Source organism: Pontibacter amylolyticus (assembly GCF_014638845.1).
In the GTDB taxonomy this organism is placed as follows: domain Bacteria; phylum Bacteroidota; class Bacteroidia; order Cytophagales; family Hymenobacteraceae; genus Pontibacter; species Pontibacter amylolyticus.
In genome coordinates this window covers 181,049-197,921 of the sequence record NZ_BMFP01000003.1, presented here as the reverse complement: position 1 = coordinate 197,921, position 16,873 = coordinate 181,049, and the positions used below count along the sequence as shown (strand labels likewise).

The 16,873-nt window shown below is 53.0% G+C and carries 15 protein-coding genes and 3 tRNA genes; 13 read left to right on the top strand and 5 right to left on the bottom strand.

Annotated features, from left to right (window positions below):
* Positions 1-254 precede the first annotated feature (254 nt).
* The 3 genes from IEV97_RS09005 to IEV97_RS08995 all read left to right on the top strand — a co-directional run bounded on the left by IEV97_RS09005 (position 255) and on the right by IEV97_RS08995 (position 6,468).
* On the top strand, positions 255-3,161 hold the full coding sequence (locus IEV97_RS09005) for an alpha/beta hydrolase family protein (RefSeq protein WP_188501188.1): 2,907 nt from the start codon (positions 255-257) through the stop codon (positions 3,159-3,161).
* A 189-nt stretch (positions 3,162-3,350) separates the two neighbouring features.
* The gene (locus IEV97_RS09000; protein WP_188501187.1) at positions 3,351-4,982 is read left to right on the top strand and encodes a TldD/PmbA family protein; all 1,632 of its coding nucleotides are present in this window, start codon (positions 3,351-3,353) and stop codon (positions 4,980-4,982) included.
* A 154-nt stretch (positions 4,983-5,136) separates the two neighbouring features.
* Positions 5,137-6,468 (top strand): TldD/PmbA family protein, encoded by a 1,332-nt coding sequence (locus IEV97_RS08995; protein ID WP_188501186.1) that lies wholly within the window; start codon positions 5,137-5,139, stop codon positions 6,466-6,468.
* A 107-nt stretch (positions 6,469-6,575) separates the two neighbouring features.
* Here the strand turns inward: IEV97_RS08995 and IEV97_RS08990 are convergent, their stop codons facing one another.
* Positions 6,576-7,034 carry a PaaI family thioesterase gene (locus IEV97_RS08990; RefSeq protein WP_188501185.1) on the bottom strand — a complete coding sequence of 153 codons (459 nt, stop codon included), beginning with the start codon at positions 7,032-7,034 and terminating at the stop codon, positions 6,576-6,578.
* 207 nt (positions 7,035-7,241) lie between these two features.
* On the opposite strand from IEV97_RS08990, the gene IEV97_RS08985 reads away from it, so the two are divergent.
* Together IEV97_RS08985 and IEV97_RS08980 are read left to right on the top strand one after the other, a co-directional pair.
* The gene (locus tag IEV97_RS08985) at positions 7,242-7,583 is read left to right on the top strand and encodes a zinc ribbon domain-containing protein YjdM (protein ID WP_188501184.1); all 342 of its coding nucleotides are present in this window, start codon (positions 7,242-7,244) and stop codon (positions 7,581-7,583) included.
* Between the two features lie 48 nt (positions 7,584-7,631).
* Positions 7,632-8,021 carry a VOC family protein gene (locus IEV97_RS08980; protein WP_188501183.1) on the top strand — a complete coding sequence of 130 codons (390 nt, stop codon included), beginning with the start codon at positions 7,632-7,634 and terminating at the stop codon, positions 8,019-8,021.
* Between the two features lie 170 nt (positions 8,022-8,191).
* On the opposite strand, the gene IEV97_RS08975 is transcribed toward IEV97_RS08980, so the two are convergent.
* From IEV97_RS08975 to IEV97_RS08960, 4 genes are read right to left on the bottom strand one after another with little or no spacing between them, the layout of a single operon-like run.
* Positions 8,192-8,698 carry an acyl-CoA thioesterase gene (locus IEV97_RS08975; protein WP_188501182.1) on the bottom strand — a complete coding sequence of 169 codons (507 nt, stop codon included), beginning with the start codon at positions 8,696-8,698 and terminating at the stop codon, positions 8,192-8,194.
* A gap of 51 nt (positions 8,699-8,749) precedes the next feature.
* Entirely contained in the window at positions 8,750-9,355 is a 606-nt protein-coding gene (locus IEV97_RS08970) for a TetR/AcrR family transcriptional regulator (RefSeq protein ID WP_188501181.1), read from the bottom strand.
* Positions 9,356-9,410: 55 nt separating this feature from the next.
* Complete coding sequence (locus IEV97_RS08965) at positions 9,411-10,382, bottom strand: tetratricopeptide repeat protein (RefSeq protein ID WP_188501180.1); 972 nt, start codon at positions 10,380-10,382, stop codon at positions 9,411-9,413.
* Entirely contained in the window at positions 10,379-11,350 is a 972-nt protein-coding gene (locus IEV97_RS08960; RefSeq protein ID WP_188501179.1) for a vWA domain-containing protein, read from the bottom strand. The genes IEV97_RS08965 and IEV97_RS08960 overlap by 4 nt, the downstream gene beginning before the upstream one ends.
* A gap of 320 nt (positions 11,351-11,670) precedes the next feature.
* Between IEV97_RS08960 and IEV97_RS08955 the strand changes: the two genes are divergently transcribed.
* The 8 genes from IEV97_RS08955 to IEV97_RS08920 all read left to right on the top strand — a co-directional run bounded on the left by IEV97_RS08955 (position 11,671) and on the right by IEV97_RS08920 (position 16,871).
* Positions 11,671-11,757, top strand: a tRNA-Ser gene (locus IEV97_RS08955).
* A gap of 114 nt (positions 11,758-11,871) precedes the next feature.
* Positions 11,872-11,945 (top strand) — tRNA-Pro (locus tag IEV97_RS08950).
* 70 nt (positions 11,946-12,015) lie between these two features.
* Positions 12,016-12,089 (top strand) — tRNA-Arg (locus tag IEV97_RS08945).
* Between the two features lie 593 nt (positions 12,090-12,682).
* Positions 12,683-13,531: a helix-turn-helix domain-containing protein gene (locus IEV97_RS08940; protein WP_188501178.1), complete on the top strand. Its 849-nt coding sequence runs from the start codon at positions 12,683-12,685 to the stop codon at positions 13,529-13,531.
* Positions 13,532-13,610: 79 nt separating this feature from the next.
* Positions 13,611-14,954 carry an amidohydrolase gene (locus IEV97_RS08935; protein WP_188501177.1) on the top strand — a complete coding sequence of 448 codons (1,344 nt, stop codon included), beginning with the start codon at positions 13,611-13,613 and terminating at the stop codon, positions 14,952-14,954.
* A 75-nt stretch (positions 14,955-15,029) separates the two neighbouring features.
* Positions 15,030-15,638 (top strand): ankyrin repeat domain-containing protein, encoded by a 609-nt coding sequence (locus tag IEV97_RS08930; protein WP_229733873.1) that lies wholly within the window; start codon positions 15,030-15,032, stop codon positions 15,636-15,638.
* A gap of 55 nt (positions 15,639-15,693) precedes the next feature.
* Positions 15,694-16,263, top strand: a complete 570-nt coding sequence (locus tag IEV97_RS08925; protein WP_188501175.1) for a Crp/Fnr family transcriptional regulator — start codon at positions 15,694-15,696, stop codon at positions 16,261-16,263.
* A 62-nt stretch (positions 16,264-16,325) separates the two neighbouring features.
* Positions 16,326-16,871, top strand: a complete 546-nt coding sequence (locus IEV97_RS08920) for a heme-binding protein (RefSeq protein WP_188501174.1) — start codon at positions 16,326-16,328, stop codon at positions 16,869-16,871.
* Positions 16,872-16,873: the final 2 nt, after the last annotated feature.

Genomic DNA, 16,873 nt, shown 5'->3' with positions numbered 1-16,873 from the left:
TGAAATTATCAGGATTCAAGCGGAAAACCAAACAATCGTTAGGTAAATGACCTATGAATGGTTTAATGGCTTCATTGTTAAATTGTTGATCCTTGGAAAGTGGATTCACAGCATGTAATTGTTGCTGCGGAACCAACTGCCTTTAAACCTTCCTTATAAAGTTGTCTCTAAGCGTATAACGCGGGCTGCCGCAAAATAATTTGTACATTTAGAGAACCAATCAAAACCGCTAACCGATAGCCAAACCTTTTACAATGAAGAAATTCTTATTGTTGATGGCGTTGTTCGGAGCCGGCCTTAGTCAGGCGCAGGCACAACAGCAAGCCAGCAAAAAACCACTCACCCACGACGTATACGACAGTTGGAAAGGCGTAGCCGGAGACAAACTCTCCAACAACGGCCAGTACGTGCTTTTTAACGTCGATCCGCAGGAAGGCGATGGCGCCCTCTACATCCGCAACTACGCCAGCAAGGCCATGCGGGAGTTTGCCCGTGGCACCAAAGCGGAATTCACCAACGACAGCCGTTACGCCATTTTCCAGATCAAGCCGGAGTATAACACCGTACGTGCGCTGAAGCTGAAAAAGAAAAAAGGCGATGACCTGCCGAAAGACTCGCTGGCGATTGTGGCGTTGGAGAACATGAACGTGGTGAAGGTGCCGCGCGTGAAATCCTTCAAGCTGCCCAAAGAAGGAAGCAACTGGGTAGCCTACCAATTGGAAAAACCGCTTCCTGCCAAAAAGGAAGCAGCTAAAAAAGGAGAACCGAAAACAGAGCCTGCTATAACTGAAGCTCCGAAGACTGAGCCTGCCAAGACAGCTGCCGCTAAACCAGCAGCCAAGCCGAAGCAGAAGAAATCGGAAGGCACGGATCTGGTGCTGCGTAACCTGCAAAACGGCCAGGAACATCGCTTCAACCGCGTGGTGGATTACGTGTTCTCCGAAAAGGGCAACATGCTCTACTTCGTGAAAGACGAACTCGACTCGCTGCACACAGCCGGGGTATACGCCTTCAGCACAGCCGATCTTAAGGTAGTGCCGATCGATACGGGCAAGGTGACCTACACGGGCATCAGTACCGACAAGTTGGGCGAGCAACTGGCTTACGTCGCGACCAAAGATACCGTTGGGGCCGAGATCCGTTACTTCAACCTCTACCACTGGAATAAAAAAGACAACAAAGCGGTCACGCTGGCTGACACGGTAACCAAAGGGATGCCGAAGGCCTGGATGGTGAGTGAGCACGGCAACCTGCGCTTCTCTGAAGACGGCCGCCGTTTGTTCTTCGGTACCTTCCCGCGCCCGACACGCTTCGAAAAAGACACCACCAAGCTCGAAGAGGAAAAGGTGAGCCTCGACATCTGGGGTTATAAAGATCCGCTGATTCAGCCGATGCAGCTCAAGCAATTGAGCCGTGATCAGAAGCGCTCTTTCCTGGCCATGTACGATCTGCGCGGCAAGAAAATGCAGCAGCTCGCCACCCTCGAAATGCCTGACGTATACCTGGACGCCCACGGTCAGGCGGACGTAGCATTAGGCGTGAGCGACGAGAAGTACAAAGTGACCATCGGCTACGACACCCCGACCCGCAAAGACGCCTACCTGATCGACCTGAAAAAGGGAACAGCCAAGCAGATACTTAAAGAAACAAGAGGGATGCCGCGCCTGTCGCCACAAGGACAATACGTGTACTGGTACGAGCCAACCGACAGCAGCTGGCATGCCATGGCGACCAAAGGCGGCGCCAACCTTAACCTGACCAAGCGCATCGGTCTTCCTTTTTATGAAGAGGACAACGACGTGCCTGCCTTGCCTGGCTCTTACGGTGCAGCGGGTTGGGTAGAAAAGGACAATGCCCTTCTGGTGTATGACCGTTTCGACATCTGGAAACTGGACCCAAGTGGCAAAAAAGCCCCGGAGAACCTGACAGACAGGTATGGCCGCACCAACAAACTGCGCCTGCGTTACGAGCAACTCGACAGCGAGGAGAAATTTATACCTGCCGATGCGACCCTATACCTGAGCGCCTTCAACAACGTTGACAAGTCAAGTGGTTTCTTCCGCGATTATGTGAGCAAAACAGCACAGCCCGAAAAACTGGTGATGACGCCGCACGGCTATACCTCATTCAAAAAAGCCAAAAACAGCGACCGTATCACGTTCCGCCGCGGTTCTTTCCGGGAGTACAACGACCTCTATACCTCCGATTTGAGCTTTGCCAATGTGGAGAAACTGAGCGATGCCAATCCGCAGATGAAGGACTACCTGTGGGGCAATGTAGAACTGGTAAGCTGGAAGTCAACAGACGGTATACCTTTGGAAGGACTCCTTTACAAGCCGGAGAACTTCGACCCGAAAAAGAAATACCCGATGATGGTGTACTTCTACGAGCGCTCCTCTGACGGTATACACAACCACCGTATACCTGCCCCGAGTGCCTCCACCATCAACATCCCGTACTTTGTGAGCAACGACTACCTCGTGTTCGTGCCCGATATTGTGTATACCGAAGGCTATCCGGGCGAGAGCGCCATGGACTGCATCATACCAGGTGTGCAGATGCTCGCAGCCCAGGGATTTGTAGACGATAAGAACATGGCTTTGCAAGGCCAGAGCTGGGGCGGCTACCAGATCGCCTACATGGTGACGCGCACGAACATGTTCAAGGCTGCGATGGCCGGTGCGCCGGTGTCGAACATGACGAGTGCCTATGGCGGTATCCGCTGGGGCACGGGCCTGAGCCGCCAGTTCCAGTACGAGCGCACCCAGAGCCGCATTGGCGGCACGCTGTGGGAGAAGCCGATGCAGTTTATTGAGAACTCGCCGCTCTTCTTCGCTGACCGCGTGAAGACGCCACTGCTGATCATGCACAACGACCAGGACGGTGCTGTGCCTTGGTACCAGGGCATCGAGTTCTTCATGGCGCTACGTCGTCTTGAGAAGCCGGTGTGGATGCTCGTGTACAATGGCGAAGACCACAACCTGGTGCAGCGCAAAAACCGCAAAGACTTGTCAGTGCGCATGTCGCAGTTCTTCGACCACTACCTCAAAGGTGCTCCGGCTCCGAAGTGGATGGACCAGGGCGTGCCGACCTTGCTCAAAGGCAAAGACTACGGCTTTGAACTGACCGAGCCGCAGGTTTCTTCTGCACCGAAAGAGTAGTTTCTATACCTGTTTATAGCTGAAGGACAGCGGTCGTCTCCGAAAAGGGGCGGCCGCTGTTTTTTTATAAAAACTCCAGATTTGTAGCGGAAAAATAGCGTTTCGTCTATTAGTTAAAAACCGATAAAAACTTGTATTTGCAAAAGACGTTTGTTAGCTTCAGAACGCTTTTCACCTAACTGAACTACTTTGAAACGTCGTGATTTTATGTACCTGGCAGGTATGGGCGCTGGTGCGCTGATGCTGCCTATACCTGTAATGGGAAATCATGTGCCACCAGAGGCCCTGTTGGGGCAAATGGATGTGGCACTGAAAAAAGAGCTGGCGGATGTGGCCCTGAATGCAGCCCGATCCAGTGGTGCCACCTACGCCGATGTCCGCATCGGCCGCTACCTCAACCAGTTCGTGATCACCCGCGATAATAAAGTGGAGAACACCGTCAACACGGAGTCCTATGGCGCAGGTATACGGGTAATTGCAGATGGTGCCTGGGGTTTTGTAGCGGCAGACAACATTACCAAAGACAACATTGCCAGCATGGCCAAAAAGGCCGTGGCCATTGCCAAAGCCAACTCCAAACTGCTGGAGCAACCTGTCGTGCTGGCACCGCAAAAAGGATATGGCGAAGTAAGCTGGAAGACTCCGATCGAGAAAAATGCCCTAGCTATACCTGTCAAGGAGAAAGCCGACCTGCTGCTTGCCGCCAACGATGCCGCCATGAAGAACGGTGCCAACTACATGAACTCACTGCTGTTTCTGGTGAATGAGCAGAAATACTTTGCCTCTACCGACGGCTCCTACATCGACCAGGACGTGCACCGCATCTGGCCGGTTTTCACCGCCACCGCCATCGATCCGGCCTCCGGCAAGTTCGAGACACGGCAGTCGCTCAGCGCCCCGATGGGCATGGGTTACGAGTACCTGGACGGCCGTAAAGGAAGCAAGACCGCCAGCGTGACCACCCTCTATGGCAAGCACTACGACATGCTGGAAGACGCCGCCGCAGCGGGCAAGCAGGCCGTGGAGAAGCTGAAAGCCAAATCGGTGGAAGCCGGCAAATACGACCTCGTGCTCGATCCGTCACACCTCTGGCTAACCATACACGAATCGGTGGGGCACCCGCTAGAGCTCGACCGCGTGCTGGGCTACGAAGCCAACTTCGCCGGTACCTCGTTCGCCACGCTGGACAAGTGGAAATCGAAGAACTTTAACTACGGCAGCAAAATCGTGAACCTCTTTGCGGACAAGACGCAGCCCGGCTCGCTCGGCGCTGTCGGGTATGACGACGAGGGTGTGAAAACCAAGCAATGGGATCTGGTGAAGGACGGCACCTTGGTGAACTACCAGGCCACCCGCGACCAGGCGCACATCATCGGTGAAAAGGAATCGCATGGCTGCTGCTATGCCGACAGCTGGAGCTCGGTGCAGTTCCAGCGCATGCCGAACGTGTCGCTGGCGGCGGGCAAGACACCGCTCAGCGTGCAGGACATGATCAAGGATGTGAAAAAGGGAATCTACATCATCGGCGACGGCTCCTTCTCCATCGACCAGCAGCGCTACAATTTCCAGTTTGGCGGTCAGCTTTTCTATGAGATCAAAGACGGGCAGATTGCCGGTCAGCTGCGCGATGTGGCCTACCAAAGCAACACCCAGGAGTTCTGGAATTCCTGCGCCGCCATCTGCGACGAGCGTGACTACCGCCTGGGCGGCTCATTCTTCGACGGCAAGGGCCAGCCCATGCAGTCGAGCGCCGTGTCGCACGGCAGCGCTACCACGAGATTCAACGGAGTCAATGTGATCAATACAGCAAGGAAAATCTGATAAGTTTAGGAGTTAGAGAGTTTTGGAGTTAGAGAAGGAAGAGTAGCGATACTAGCGATGTAATGCGAATATTCTTTCAACTTTCAAACCTTTTAACTTTCTAACTAGAGAACTCTCTAACTCCTAAACTCCCCAACTCTCTAACTCAAAAAACATGATTTATACAGAACAACAGGCGCGGGAGATCATGCAGAAGGCGCTGCAGTACTCTAAAGCCGATGAGTGCGTAGTGAACCTGATGGGCGGCACCAGTGGCAACATCCGTTACGCCAACAATGCCGTGTCGACGAGCGGCGAGAACAGCACGACCAGCCTGGTGGTGACCTCGGCTTTCGGCAAGAAAACAGGTATAGCCACCATCAACGAATTTGACGACGCCTCGCTCGAGAAAGCAGTGCGCCGCTCCGAGGAACTGGCGCAGCTGGCTCCCGAAAACCCGGAGTACATGCCAATCATGGGGCCACAAAAGTATGCGAAATCCAATGCCTACTTCAAAAGCACAGCCGACTTCTCGCCGCAGCAGCGCGCCGAAGCGGCGGCAGCCAGTATATTGCCTGCCCGGGAGCGAAAACTGAAAGCAGCCGGTTACCTGCAGCATAATGCCGGTTTCCAGGCCATGCTCAATTCCAAGGGCTTGTTTGCCTACCACCCGAGCACAGATGTAGAATTCTCGGTAACGGTGCGTAACGAGGCGGGCACCGGATCGGGCTACGCCTCCCGCGGGTATAACGACATCAGCAAACTGAACACCGCCCAGGCCTCCAAAATTGCGATGGACAAAGCAGAGGGCTCGGCCAAAGCTGTGGCCATAGAACCGGGCAAGTACACGGTGATATTGGAACCGGCGGCGGTTGCGGTGCTACTCGAGAACATGTTCTTCAACATGGATGCCCGCAGTGCCGACGAAGGCCGCAGTTTTATGAGCAAGCAGGGCGGCAAAACAAAGATAGGAGAGAAGCTGGTCGATGCGAAGGTGAACATTTACTCAGACCCGATACACCCCGAACTGCCCACGGCCACCTGGAGCGGCGATGGCAGGCCGGTGGAGCGTGTGAACTGGATTGAGAATGGCGTGGTGAAGAACCTGTACGCCTCCCGCTACTGGGCCGAGAACAAAGGAGCCAAATCGATTCCGATGCCGAACAATGCGATCATGGAAGGTGGCAAAGCCTCGCTGGAGGAGATGATCAAAAACACGGAGCGGGGTATACTTGTCACGCGCCTGTGGTACATCCGCTCTGTAGACCCGCAGACGCTGTTGCTGACGGGCCTCACGCGTGACGGTACTTTCCTGATCGAAAATGGAAAAATAAAGCATCCTGTCAAAAACTTCCGTTTCAACGAGAGCCCCATCATCATGCTGAACAACCTGGAGGAAATGGGCCGACCGGAACGCGTGATAAGCGGCGAGTCGAATGTGAACTACATTCTGCCGCCATTAAAAGTCCGCGACTTTACATTCAGCAGTTTGTCAGACGCCGTTTAGGGCAAGCTATTTTTCACTCGCCCGTTCGATGCTAAACCCAAAAGCCGCCCAGACATACCTAGCGACTTTTGGGGTTATCTCTTTTAACTCTTTAATTTTCTAACTCTTTAACTTTCTAACTCAGCAGAGTACCCTTCCAGACTTTCCCAGGGCTGAGCGGTTCGCATAAACTGCCCTGTCCCGAAAGCGACTTCCTTACCCTTTTCATTGTACAAAGTCGCCTCTGCCACAAACAGGCTTTTGCCCACAGAGCGCACCGTGCCCACGGCTTTCAGGGTCCCTGAATTTACCGGACGCAGCAAGTTGATCTGAAATGAAGAAGTGACGATGAACGCATCCGTCACCAGTGAGGCTACGGCAAAATAGGCGGCATCGTCGAGTAGCTTGAAGTAGGTGGCGCCGTGTATGGCCTGCGCCCCGTGGAAGTACTTCGGGTCTACTGGCAGTGAGAGCATGGCTTTGCTGTGCGACACCTCGATATGGCTGCCACTAAACAGCTGCTGTACATTTGCGCTCAGGTATAGCTGCTCTAGTTTCCGGTAATGCGTTTCGGGTTTGGTAGACATGGGGCGTATTTTTTGCGCAAGTATACGCAATGCAAATCAGGCGATTGCTCTTTTATGGAGGAAAGAAAGGGCTAGGAGTGATGGAATGTTTGTATCTTCGCTTTATGTGAGGTATAGCGGAGTGAATGCATTGTGGCGACAATGAAACGGAACTGGCATTCCCTCATCAGCTGTACGGTAGCATAACAGGAATAAAAAAATACTATTATGTCAGATGAATTGAAACAGTGCCCGCAATGTAGCTCGCCTTACGGCTATGCGATGGGCGAAGAACTTTACGCTTGCCCGGAGTGTGGCAACGAGTGGAATCCGGCTGAAGTGGAAGAAGAGGCAGGCTTGAAAGTAGTGGATGCGAACGGCAACGTATTGCAGGACGGCGATACGGTTGTGGTGATAAAAGATTTGCCGGTGAAGGGCGCTCCAAAACCTGTGAAAGCGGGAACAAAAGTGAAGAACATTCGCCTCACCGATGGTGATCATAACATCGACTGCAAGATCGACGGCTTCGGCTCGATGGGGCTCAAATCAGAGTTTGTAAGAAAGGCATAAGGCGCTTCCGGTCTCGGATGGTGACAGGTATATTTTGCTGCTGCAACAATGAAAAACCCCTATGTCCCCGGCATCAACCACATCGAGTTCTGGGTGAAAAACCTGGAGGAATCGGTGCGGTTCTATGGCGAATTATTTCCCCTGATTGGCTGGTACGCGCTCAACGAAACTTCCTTTAGCTGCGGTCAGCACGAAATTTATTTCAAGGAAATGCCCGTGGATTTTCACGACAGTCTGGGTGTGCGGCATATCTGTTTTCATGCCATTAGCCCGGAGGTAGTGGATGCGGTGGAAGCGTGGTTGCGCCGGCAAAATGCTGACATGATCCGGGGTCCGCTGGAGATGCCACACTACAGCACAGGTTACTATACCGTCGATTTTCGCGACCCGAATGGCTTCGTGCTGGAGGTAGCGTATACCCCCAATGCCAGGCTTTAAAGGAGGCTCGTCAGCAACCCAAAAAAAACAAAGGCAGCTATTACTAGCTGCCCGTTTTCATAGTTATATTTTGTGCTATGAGTTCCTTATACTCCTATTCCAAAACTATGTTTTGACGAGGTCTTGAATTATTGTTGACGAGCTTTTTTGCCTGGCCGGCATACCTTGTTTTACGGCTGTAGGACAGGAGCCATTCGCAGTTCTTTCACACGGTCCTCGAAGTACTCCGCAGGTTTTCCTTCTCCCAATATTGCCACGATGCTGAACAGGTTGGTGAGCTCCTCGCTGTGCTCCGCTTTCTGCCCTTTGCGGATGTCGACATAGGTAAAACGCGTCCAGATCACCGAAATGATCGCACCTGTTTTTGGGTCAACCATCTGGCCTTCCATCATCAGGTCGGAACTACTATACCAGCGCAGACAGGTCCTGATCGTGACCGTTTCCATGAACTTCACTTCGCGTAGATAAGCCAGCTGGTTGGAGGCAACCACCCAGGCCTTCCCCGTCGTTTTTCCCAGGGCATAAATGTCCAGGTCATAGTTGTCGCGCAGCTGATCCTCCCTTGCATTCAGGTAGTAGTCGATGTAGCGGCCGTTGTTCAGGTGACCGAATGGGTCGCAGTCCTCAAAGCGGACCAGCGCCTTACTTTCCAATACTTTGGCAAACTCTTTTTTCATAGGAATTAATTTTTAAAAAAGACCGAACGGTTTATTTAAGGTTAAAAAAAATCAGGTTTGCAGTTCAGACTCGACCATGTGCTCCAGCTGAGAAATGACAACGTTGAGGTATTTGTTATCGCCGTAGGCTTTTGAGACCATCACCCCGCCTTCAATCATGCTCACAAACAGAATTGAAAACCGCTGTGCGTCTGCTTCCGGTCTGAACTCACCGCTTGCTATACCTAGTAGCACGATATTGGCGACGGCTTTGTGCAGGCGGTTGAGCACTTTCACCACACTGGCCCTGAGCAGCGGATTGGTATCGTCCGCTTCGACCGCCGTGTTCAGAACAGGGCAGCCCCCTTGCACAGGAGGCGAAAAAAGATAGGTCTTGTAAAATTGCAGAATGGCTTTTAGCTTATCCGAGGCACTTTCCTTGACCGCTACCCGCTCACCGATCTGGCGTGTGACGATGCCGGCCGCATGTTCGAAGGCAGCCAGGGCAATTTCTTCCTTGCTCGCAAAGTGCCCGTAAATTCCTCCCTTCGTCAACCCGGAAGCCGCCATGATATCCTGCATAGACGTGCCGGCATAGCCCTTCTGGTTGAAGACGGGGGCTGCGCGCTCTATGATCAGCTGGCGTGTGCGTTCTGCTTTAGACAAGGATGTATCCATCGTGCTGTTGAATACGCAAAATAAACCAATCGGTTTTTAATTTCCAAATCAGCGCTTACCAATCTGGTTTGGTGGGATCGGGCTTGCGGGTTGCTTTCTTGGGCAGCTGCTGGATATACTGCTGCTCTGCGCTGCGCATGGCTTCCAGCATCAGGCGGGCCTTTTCGGGGTTGATGTTGTGCTGCTGCAGCCGGCTGTTTCTGGTCTGCGCCCGCTGCTCGGCGTCAGAAAGCGGCTCCGCACTGCGACTGCGCTCCGGTCGTTTCGGGTCGAAGTTGCTATCCGGGTTCATGCCCTGGGTATCGCCCGGCTCCTGGCCACTGATCTCTGATTTCTCAGACGGAGTGCCCTTGTCTTTTCCCTGGTTCTCCTGACCCGCTCCGCCCTGCTCTTGCTGCTGCCCCTGGTCATCCTGTTCGGGTTTGTCTACTTCCGCCTCCTGGTCACCTTCGCTGTCGGGGTTTTTGCGTGGCTGTTCCACCTGTTCTTCTTCCTCTGACTCCTGCTCCGGTTGTGGCTTTGGCTGGTCCTGGGCTGCCTGCCGATCGGCAGGTAACGCCTCGTCTTCTTCATCGGTTCGGGATAGTTCCGGGCGTTCCTCGAGTAGTTTCTTGATCAGCTCGTAGTTATACCTGGCGGCTTGGTTTCCCGGCTCTATGATCAGCGTTTGGCGGAAGTAGGAAAGGGCTTGTTTGTATTTCCTGTTTTGTGAGGAGATGGCACCGAGTTGTAGAAGCGAAACAGCCTTGATATGGCGGGAGGCATGGTTGGCCAGCAGGGTGTACTGCTGCTGCGCTTTCTGCATTTCGCCTAATCGGAAATAGGCATGCCCCAGGTTCAGCCGTACCTGGTCATCCTGTACTTCGAGATCTTCTAACAGGTATTCGTACGAGGCCACAGCCTCTATGTAATCACCTCGCTTATAAGCCACAGCTGCCAGGTCCGCATGTTCGTTCATCAGCGAGATGGTACGCAGTCCACCAGACAGAAACCCGATAAACAGTAAGGCCGCCAAGATCGCTTTCATATCCTGATCAGCTTAACGGTGATGAGTACATCCAGCAGTATTAGCAGCAGGGCCAGGGCCAGTGGATAGATATACTTGTTGGCGGTAACGTCTATGGTTTTGCTTTCACGCAACTCCCCTTCAATGTTGTTGATGGCGTTGATGAGGCGGCTCACCTCACTGATGCGGCCATTGACCTCAAAATACTCGCCTTCGGTCGCTTCTGCCAATTGTTCGAGTCCCTCGGGGTGCAAACGGGTAACCACAGGGTTGCCTTGCTGGTCCTTTTTAAAAGAGGTACCAACCGGGATCTGGGCACCATCCGTGGTGCCGACGCCAAGCGCAAAGACACGAATATTCTGCTCACGCAGTCTATCGGCCCAGTCGGAGGTTCGGCCCCCAAAATCCTCCCCGTCACTGATGAGCACCAGGATGCGCGCCTTCTGCTCACTCGCTTCAGGTGATGCGGCCTGCCCGAATTTCTGCGACACCAGTTCCAGCACAGGTATAAAACTGGTGCCGCCATGTGGCAGCAGCCCCGTGCGAAGGGTTTGGGTATAGAGCGTGAGCGCCTGTTGGTCATAGGTGAGCGGACTTTGCAGGTAGGCTTCCGAATCAAACACGATCAGGCCGATACGGTCGGAGTTGAAGCGGCTGATCAGCCGGATGATGTCACGTTTGGCCCGTTCCAGGCGGGAGGGCTGCACATCGTGGGCATCCATGGAGGCCGACAGGTCCACGGCGATGTAGATGTCCTTGCCAATGGTCTTGATCTCCTTTTTCATGGCTCCGAAAGAGGGACCGAGGATGGCGATGATGAGCAGCACCACATAGGCATGGCGCAGCACGAACTTCACCCAGACACCATGGGGGCGCTGACCGAAAAAGGCGGATACCTTCTGCACGCGCCACAGATACCCGATGTACAGCCCCAGGAAGAGGATGCCGAACAGGATTTCGAGCAGGGTGAGCGTTTGGTACCAGGTCATGTTGTACGGGCTTGGGCAATGGCCCGATGACAAATATAAGAAAGGAAAGCCAATGTACGGGGCTTTTGCGTGGCACCAAAAGCAGTTATAGGTATAGCGGGTAAGGCAGATGCCGTTTGGAGTAGTGAAAAGGAGGAGACAGTTCAAATTATTTTCAGAAAATACCGCTGCGGAAAGCTGAATAGAATCAGGTAGTTAGTTTTTGAAAAAGGAGTTTAGGAGTGTGCCAGGCGGGTTTGTTTGCTAAAATTTTGGTGTGTGCTATTGTGTGGGCAAATTTAATGTAGTATGTTTGCAATCTCTTCAGCAGGGAGAGACCCGGAGGGGTGGGTGAGTGGCTTAAACCAGCAGTTTGCTAAACTGCCGTACTGGAAACGGTACCGGGGGTTCGAATCCCCCCTCCTCCGCAAGCGGAAAAAATAAATTGAAAATGTTTTGACAATTTAAATTCTTCGCTTACTTTTGCACCGCGTTCAACATTAACAGCGACACAATCGCTGACCGGAGTTGGAAGCACAGTTCGGGGTGTAGCGTAGCCCGGTATCGCGCCACATTTGGGATGTGGAGGTCGTAGGTTCGAATCCTGCCACCCCGACTTAAAAATTTCGGAAGCAATTCCGAAATTTTTTGTTTAAGGGTAGAGCTAACGCTCTCCTGAGGACGCTGGTCTCGTAGCTCAGCTGGATAGAGCAACTGCCTTCTAAGCAGTAGGTCTTTGGTTCGAATCCAAACGGGATCACGGTTTAAGTATGGAAAACCCTCTTAGTTTATCGCTAAGAGGGTTTTTTGCTTTAGAAGATGTGACATGCAGAACAAAATGGACTATATACGCGGCTCCCATCTAACTTTATTAATTCCTCAAAGGGAGCTTATCTTCACACACGCGATTTAGTAGGGCTGAGGAGCTGGATGCAGGTTTAATTAATAATCACCTGACCAACTGGGTTGTTTTGCAATCATACGCTGCTTCCCTCAGGTATATCTTAGCGTCCATACTGCTTAAAGGGGCTTAAGACACATGCCTTAGCAGTTTTTACTGGGTGTATTTTACACCTGTGCTTTTGCTTCCTCCCTGATATCGCTTCCTTTCCTGCTTGCTTCTCGTACTAGAACACACTCCTTCTATGCCTGGATCTCGGGGAGATCATGACTCTTGACTATCGTTAGGGTATCTGCGTTTCTGGAAAGAAGTCTGTTTTAGTGCTTCAGGTATAGAAATTCAATGGACTGGCATACCATTTCTACAAGTTATGCTCACCCTTTCTACATTAGCCATACCTCATAAGGGTATAAAATTTAAGAGCATCATTTCAAGATTTTATAAATTACGTCGTGAGCACAAACGATCACTTTCCCACACTTGGCATTCAGGAATTTCAGCCGGCTCCGCAGCCGGTCCATGGCCTGCAGTACCTGGACGTACAGGGGAAGCAGCAAATCGACAGGCCGCACAAACACGATTTCTTCATGCTGCTTTTGTTTGAGGAGGGAAGTGGCACGCACACTATCGACTTCGAGGAGTATGCCGTGGACGGCGGCCAGCTGCACCTGCTGCTGCCTGGCCAGGTGCACCGCTGGAGCCTCGGTGAAAACACACGGGCCTGTCAGCTCATGGTCAGCCGACCTGTTTTCGAGACCTTTTCCTCTTCGCTGGAATTGTCCTTCGTGCTCTACCGGAAGCACCCCGTCATCAGCCTCGCCCCAGACACTTTCCGTAAGCTGCGCTACGAATTTCTCGCCGTGCGCGACGAGCTGAATTCAAAGCCCGTTGACTGGGCCATCGTCAAACTAAGGAGTCAGATCGTCGCGCAGCTGGTCAGCCATGAGGCCGAAAGCAAAAATGAGCTTTCGTCCGTGTACCGGGCTGCGCCTGCGCTCCTGAAGTACCAACACCTGGTGGATGCCTGTTTCAAGGAGCAGAAAACAGTGGCTTTCTACGCAGAGAAGCTGCATATCTCAGCCAACTACCTGAACATACTCTGCCGAAAGCACCTACAGGTATCGGCCATGTACCTCGTTCAGAACCGCGTCACACTGGAAGCCAAACGCCTTCTGCGGGCCTCCGATATGTCGATCAAGGAGATCGCTTTCGAACTCGGCTTCAGCGACCTGGCCTATTTCTCCAACTTTTTTAAGGGCCAGACCGGAAGCTCGCCACGCTTATTCCGGAGTCAGTTATAAAATTAACAAGTTCTGGCAGAAATCACACAGCTGTGCCAGGTATAGAAGCGCTAACTTTGTTGCTCTAAACTGAAGTAGCATGGCCTCGCAACGCATTACACGTAAAGACTTTATCGTAAACTCATCTATCCTGCTAGCCGGAAGCAGCATGCTCTCCTACAGCAGCTTATTTGCCGGAAGCCAGTCAGAGAGCGACGAAAACAACAAGTTTGCAGCCAGCGGGGATACCCTAACGCTGAAGAACGTGCGGCTGGAGACAGGCTTCGAGTATGAGGAGGGGGAGGTGATCGCCACTCGAACCGACTTGTTCCTGCTCGAGATCAGCAGGGGGAAAATAAGCGCCGTCCGGGCCAACAACCCTACTGCCAAGGCCGTCGACGCCAAAGGCCTGCTGCTACTTCCCGCCTTCAAGGACATGCACATCCACCTGGACAAGACCTTTTATGGCGGTCCCTGGCAGGCACGGCGCAAGAAGAACCGGACCGTAGAGGATATGATTGCCTACGAGCAGCAAATCCTGCCCAAGATGCTCAGTTCCTCTACCGGGCGGGCAGAGAAAATCATCGAACTTCTGCAGACGCATGGGGCTAATTTTGCCAGGAGCCACGTCAACATCGAACCTACCTCTAAGCTTGACTCCCTGAAAAACCTGCAGCGTGCCCTTGAAAACAAGAAAGACAGCTTTGCCGCAGAGCTGGTCGCTTTTCCGCAGCACGGCATCCTGCGCTCCAAATCGCAGCACCTGATGCGGGAGGCCGCCAACATGGGAATCGACTATATCGGCGGACTGGACCCGCATGCGATTGATGGCGACATGGAGAAAAGCTTGGACTTTGTGGTGCAGCTGGCGCTGGACCACCAGAAGGGCATCGACATACACCTGCACGAGGGCGGTGAGCCTGGGCTCAGAACGGTAAACTACCTGATCGACCGGGTGAACGAAAACCCCGTCCTGAAAGGCAAGACCTTCATCAGCCATGCCTTTGTGCTTGCCCGGCTCGGGAAACCAAAACAGGAGGAAATGGCCGAGCTGCTGGCGCAAGCCCGGATCGGAATCGTCTCCTCTATACCTGTTGGAAGCATGATCATGCCCATCCCAACGCTTTACAGGTATGGCGTAGACGTCAGCACCGGCAACGACTCTATTGTGGACCACTGGAACACTTTCGGGACAGGCAGCGTGCTGCAAAAAGCCAACCTGATGGCACAACTCTACGGCTTCTCGACCGAACTGGAACTTTCCCGCTGCCTGAAACTGGCCACGCACAACATCCTGCCGCTGGATGAGAAAGGCAACCGGCAGTGGCCCCAGGCTGGAGACACGGCTGACCTGGTGCTGGTGGAAGCCAGCTGCTCGGCGGAGGCCGTTTCCCGCGTTTCACCCGTAAAGTCCCTGATCCACAAAGGGAAGATGGTCTACTAAATCCGATGCCAGATGCGTTACTTGTTCCTGTTTCACTTTCTCATCGTCCTTGCCACTTGTTACACAGAATCAACTATGGAGACAATTGTTGCCCAAAACTCAATCATTAAGGCTGTTCTAAAAGGGGAGCTGTACGAGGTGGCATCGGCCCTGAAGCATGGCGCCGATGTGAATGCCACAGACCATCAGAAAAGGTCCCTTCTGCTATTGGCTACGCAGAACAATGATTTGAAAATGGCGCAGCTGCTGGTAGCGTCTGGAGCAGATGTGAACCAGCAGGATGTCATAAAGGACAGCCCTTTTCTGTATGCAGGCGCAACAGGGCAGACCGAACTGGTAAAGTTGTATCTGGAGAACGGCTCGCGTTTCGATGTCTTCAACCGCTACAACGGCAGCGCGCTGATACCGGCCTGCGAGAAGGGGCACCTGGAGGTGGTCAGGCTGCTGGCCAATACCAAGGGCTTCCCTATTGACCACGTGAACCGCCTGGGCTGGACGGCCCTGATGGAGGCCGTGGTACTGGGCGACGGCAGCGACACGTACGTAGAAGTGGTGCAGACCCTCATAAATGCCGGATGCGACGTAAACATTCCGGACAGCGACGGGGTTACAGCACTGCAGCACGCCCGCAACCGTGGTTATGCAGGTATAGCAAAGGTGCTGGAAGCAGCTTCTGCAAAGTAAGCTCGACCACCTGAAGCAGTAAAGTAAGACAGCAAATTAAGATGGGCAGGAACCAATGCATGGGCTTTTAAGGGACTATATTAGAAGCAGGGCAGGTATAGCGGAAGCCGATTTAGAGCGGATCTATACCTGCTTCAGTCCTGTCAGGACAAAGCGCAACGAACTCCTGCTTGCGAGCGGGGAGGTCTGCCAGCATTATTATTTCGTGAACAAAGGCTGCATCAGGATCTATACCATCCATGAAGGAGGCAAGGAGACGAGCCGGTTCTTTGCCTTCGAAGGAGGCTTTGGCACCGCGCTGCCCAGCTTTATAGAGCAGACCCCTGCTTCGGAGTACATGCAGGCCATCGAGCGCTCCGAGCTGCTCAAAATAAACAGGGCAGACTTTCTTCATCTGGTAGAGACCATACCTGCTTTCGGATTCATTTACCGGCAGATTCTGGAACAGGGCTTCATCATGGCCCAGAGCAGAATCTACGGGTTTCAGGGCTTCGACGCACTGGAGAAAGTAAAGTGGGTCATCCGGCATCAGCCCGATTTCCTGCTGCGCGTCTCCAACAAAATGGCCGCCTCATACCTGGGCATCTCGCCCTCCACCCTCAGCCGCACAAAGGCCAGACTCTGAAAACGTTGCGCTAGGTCAATGTTTTTCATAAGCAGTACCGGTAGCTTTGTAAAAACATAATTATGTTCTACAAACTGCAGTTGCTAATACTCCTGTTCATTCCGATGCTTTCTTTGGCTCAGACCAGTAATCAGGAAAGCAAAAAACAAAAGGGTAGCGAATTCCAGACACAGACAAGGTACGTGGCTGAGTCGCATCAACTCACGCTGGAGGCAGCTTTGGAGCTGACAAGCCGCGCCCGGGTAGCTGCCAGATCCTTGAACAAAGACGTGAGCATTGCCATTTTGGACGCCTCGGGGCAGGTTATTATGCTGACGCGGGGCAATGGCGTGGGGCCGCACAACACCGAAGCCGCCAGAAGAAAAGCCTATACCTCGCTCTCCACCAAAACGCCCACCCTGCTACTGGGCCGCAATGCCAAAGCCAATACCGACACGCAGAACCTGGCCAACCTTCCGGAACTGTTGCTGCTGGGCGGTGGCTACCCCATCTGGCATAACGGACGCGTAATCGGCGGCATTGGCGTAGCGGGCGGTGGCGGACCGGAAAACGACGATAACATCGCAAAATCTGCAACTATAGAAGAAGCAGCCATACTTATACACTAATT

Bases quoted from the DNA above. Each gene is read 5' to 3' on its own strand.
- IEV97_RS08980 (WP_188501183.1), top strand. From the start codon at position 7,632: ATGAAAAACCCCTATGTCCCCGGCATCAACCACATCGAGTTCTGGGTG.
- IEV97_RS08995 (WP_188501186.1), top strand. From the start codon at position 5,137: ATGATTTATACAGAACAACAGGCGCGGGAGATCATGCAGAAGGCGCTG.
- IEV97_RS09005 (WP_188501188.1), top strand. From the start codon at position 255: ATGAAGAAATTCTTATTGTTGATGGCGTTGTTCGGAGCCGGCCTTAGT.
- IEV97_RS08960 (WP_188501179.1), bottom strand. From the start codon at position 11,350: ATGACCTGGTACCAAACGCTCACCCTGCTCGAAATCCTGTTCGGCATC.
- IEV97_RS08920 (WP_188501174.1), top strand. From the start codon at position 16,326: ATGTTCTACAAACTGCAGTTGCTAATACTCCTGTTCATTCCGATGCTT.
- IEV97_RS08935 (WP_188501177.1), top strand. From the start codon at position 13,611: ATGGCCTCGCAACGCATTACACGTAAAGACTTTATCGTAAACTCATCT.
- IEV97_RS08930 (WP_229733873.1), top strand. From the start codon at position 15,030: ATGGAGACAATTGTTGCCCAAAACTCAATCATTAAGGCTGTTCTAAAA.
- IEV97_RS08990 (WP_188501185.1), bottom strand. From the start codon at position 7,034: ATGTCTACCAAACCCGAAACGCATTACCGGAAACTAGAGCAGCTATAC.
- IEV97_RS08970 (WP_188501181.1), bottom strand. From the start codon at position 9,355: ATGGATACATCCTTGTCTAAAGCAGAACGCACACGCCAGCTGATCATA.
- IEV97_RS08985 (WP_188501184.1), top strand. From the start codon at position 7,242: ATGTCAGATGAATTGAAACAGTGCCCGCAATGTAGCTCGCCTTACGGC.
- IEV97_RS08965 (WP_188501180.1), bottom strand. From the start codon at position 10,382: ATGAAAGCGATCTTGGCGGCCTTACTGTTTATCGGGTTTCTGTCTGGT.
- IEV97_RS08925 (WP_188501175.1), top strand. From the start codon at position 15,694: ATGCATGGGCTTTTAAGGGACTATATTAGAAGCAGGGCAGGTATAGCG.
- IEV97_RS08975 (WP_188501182.1), bottom strand. From the start codon at position 8,698: ATGAAAAAAGAGTTTGCCAAAGTATTGGAAAGTAAGGCGCTGGTCCGC.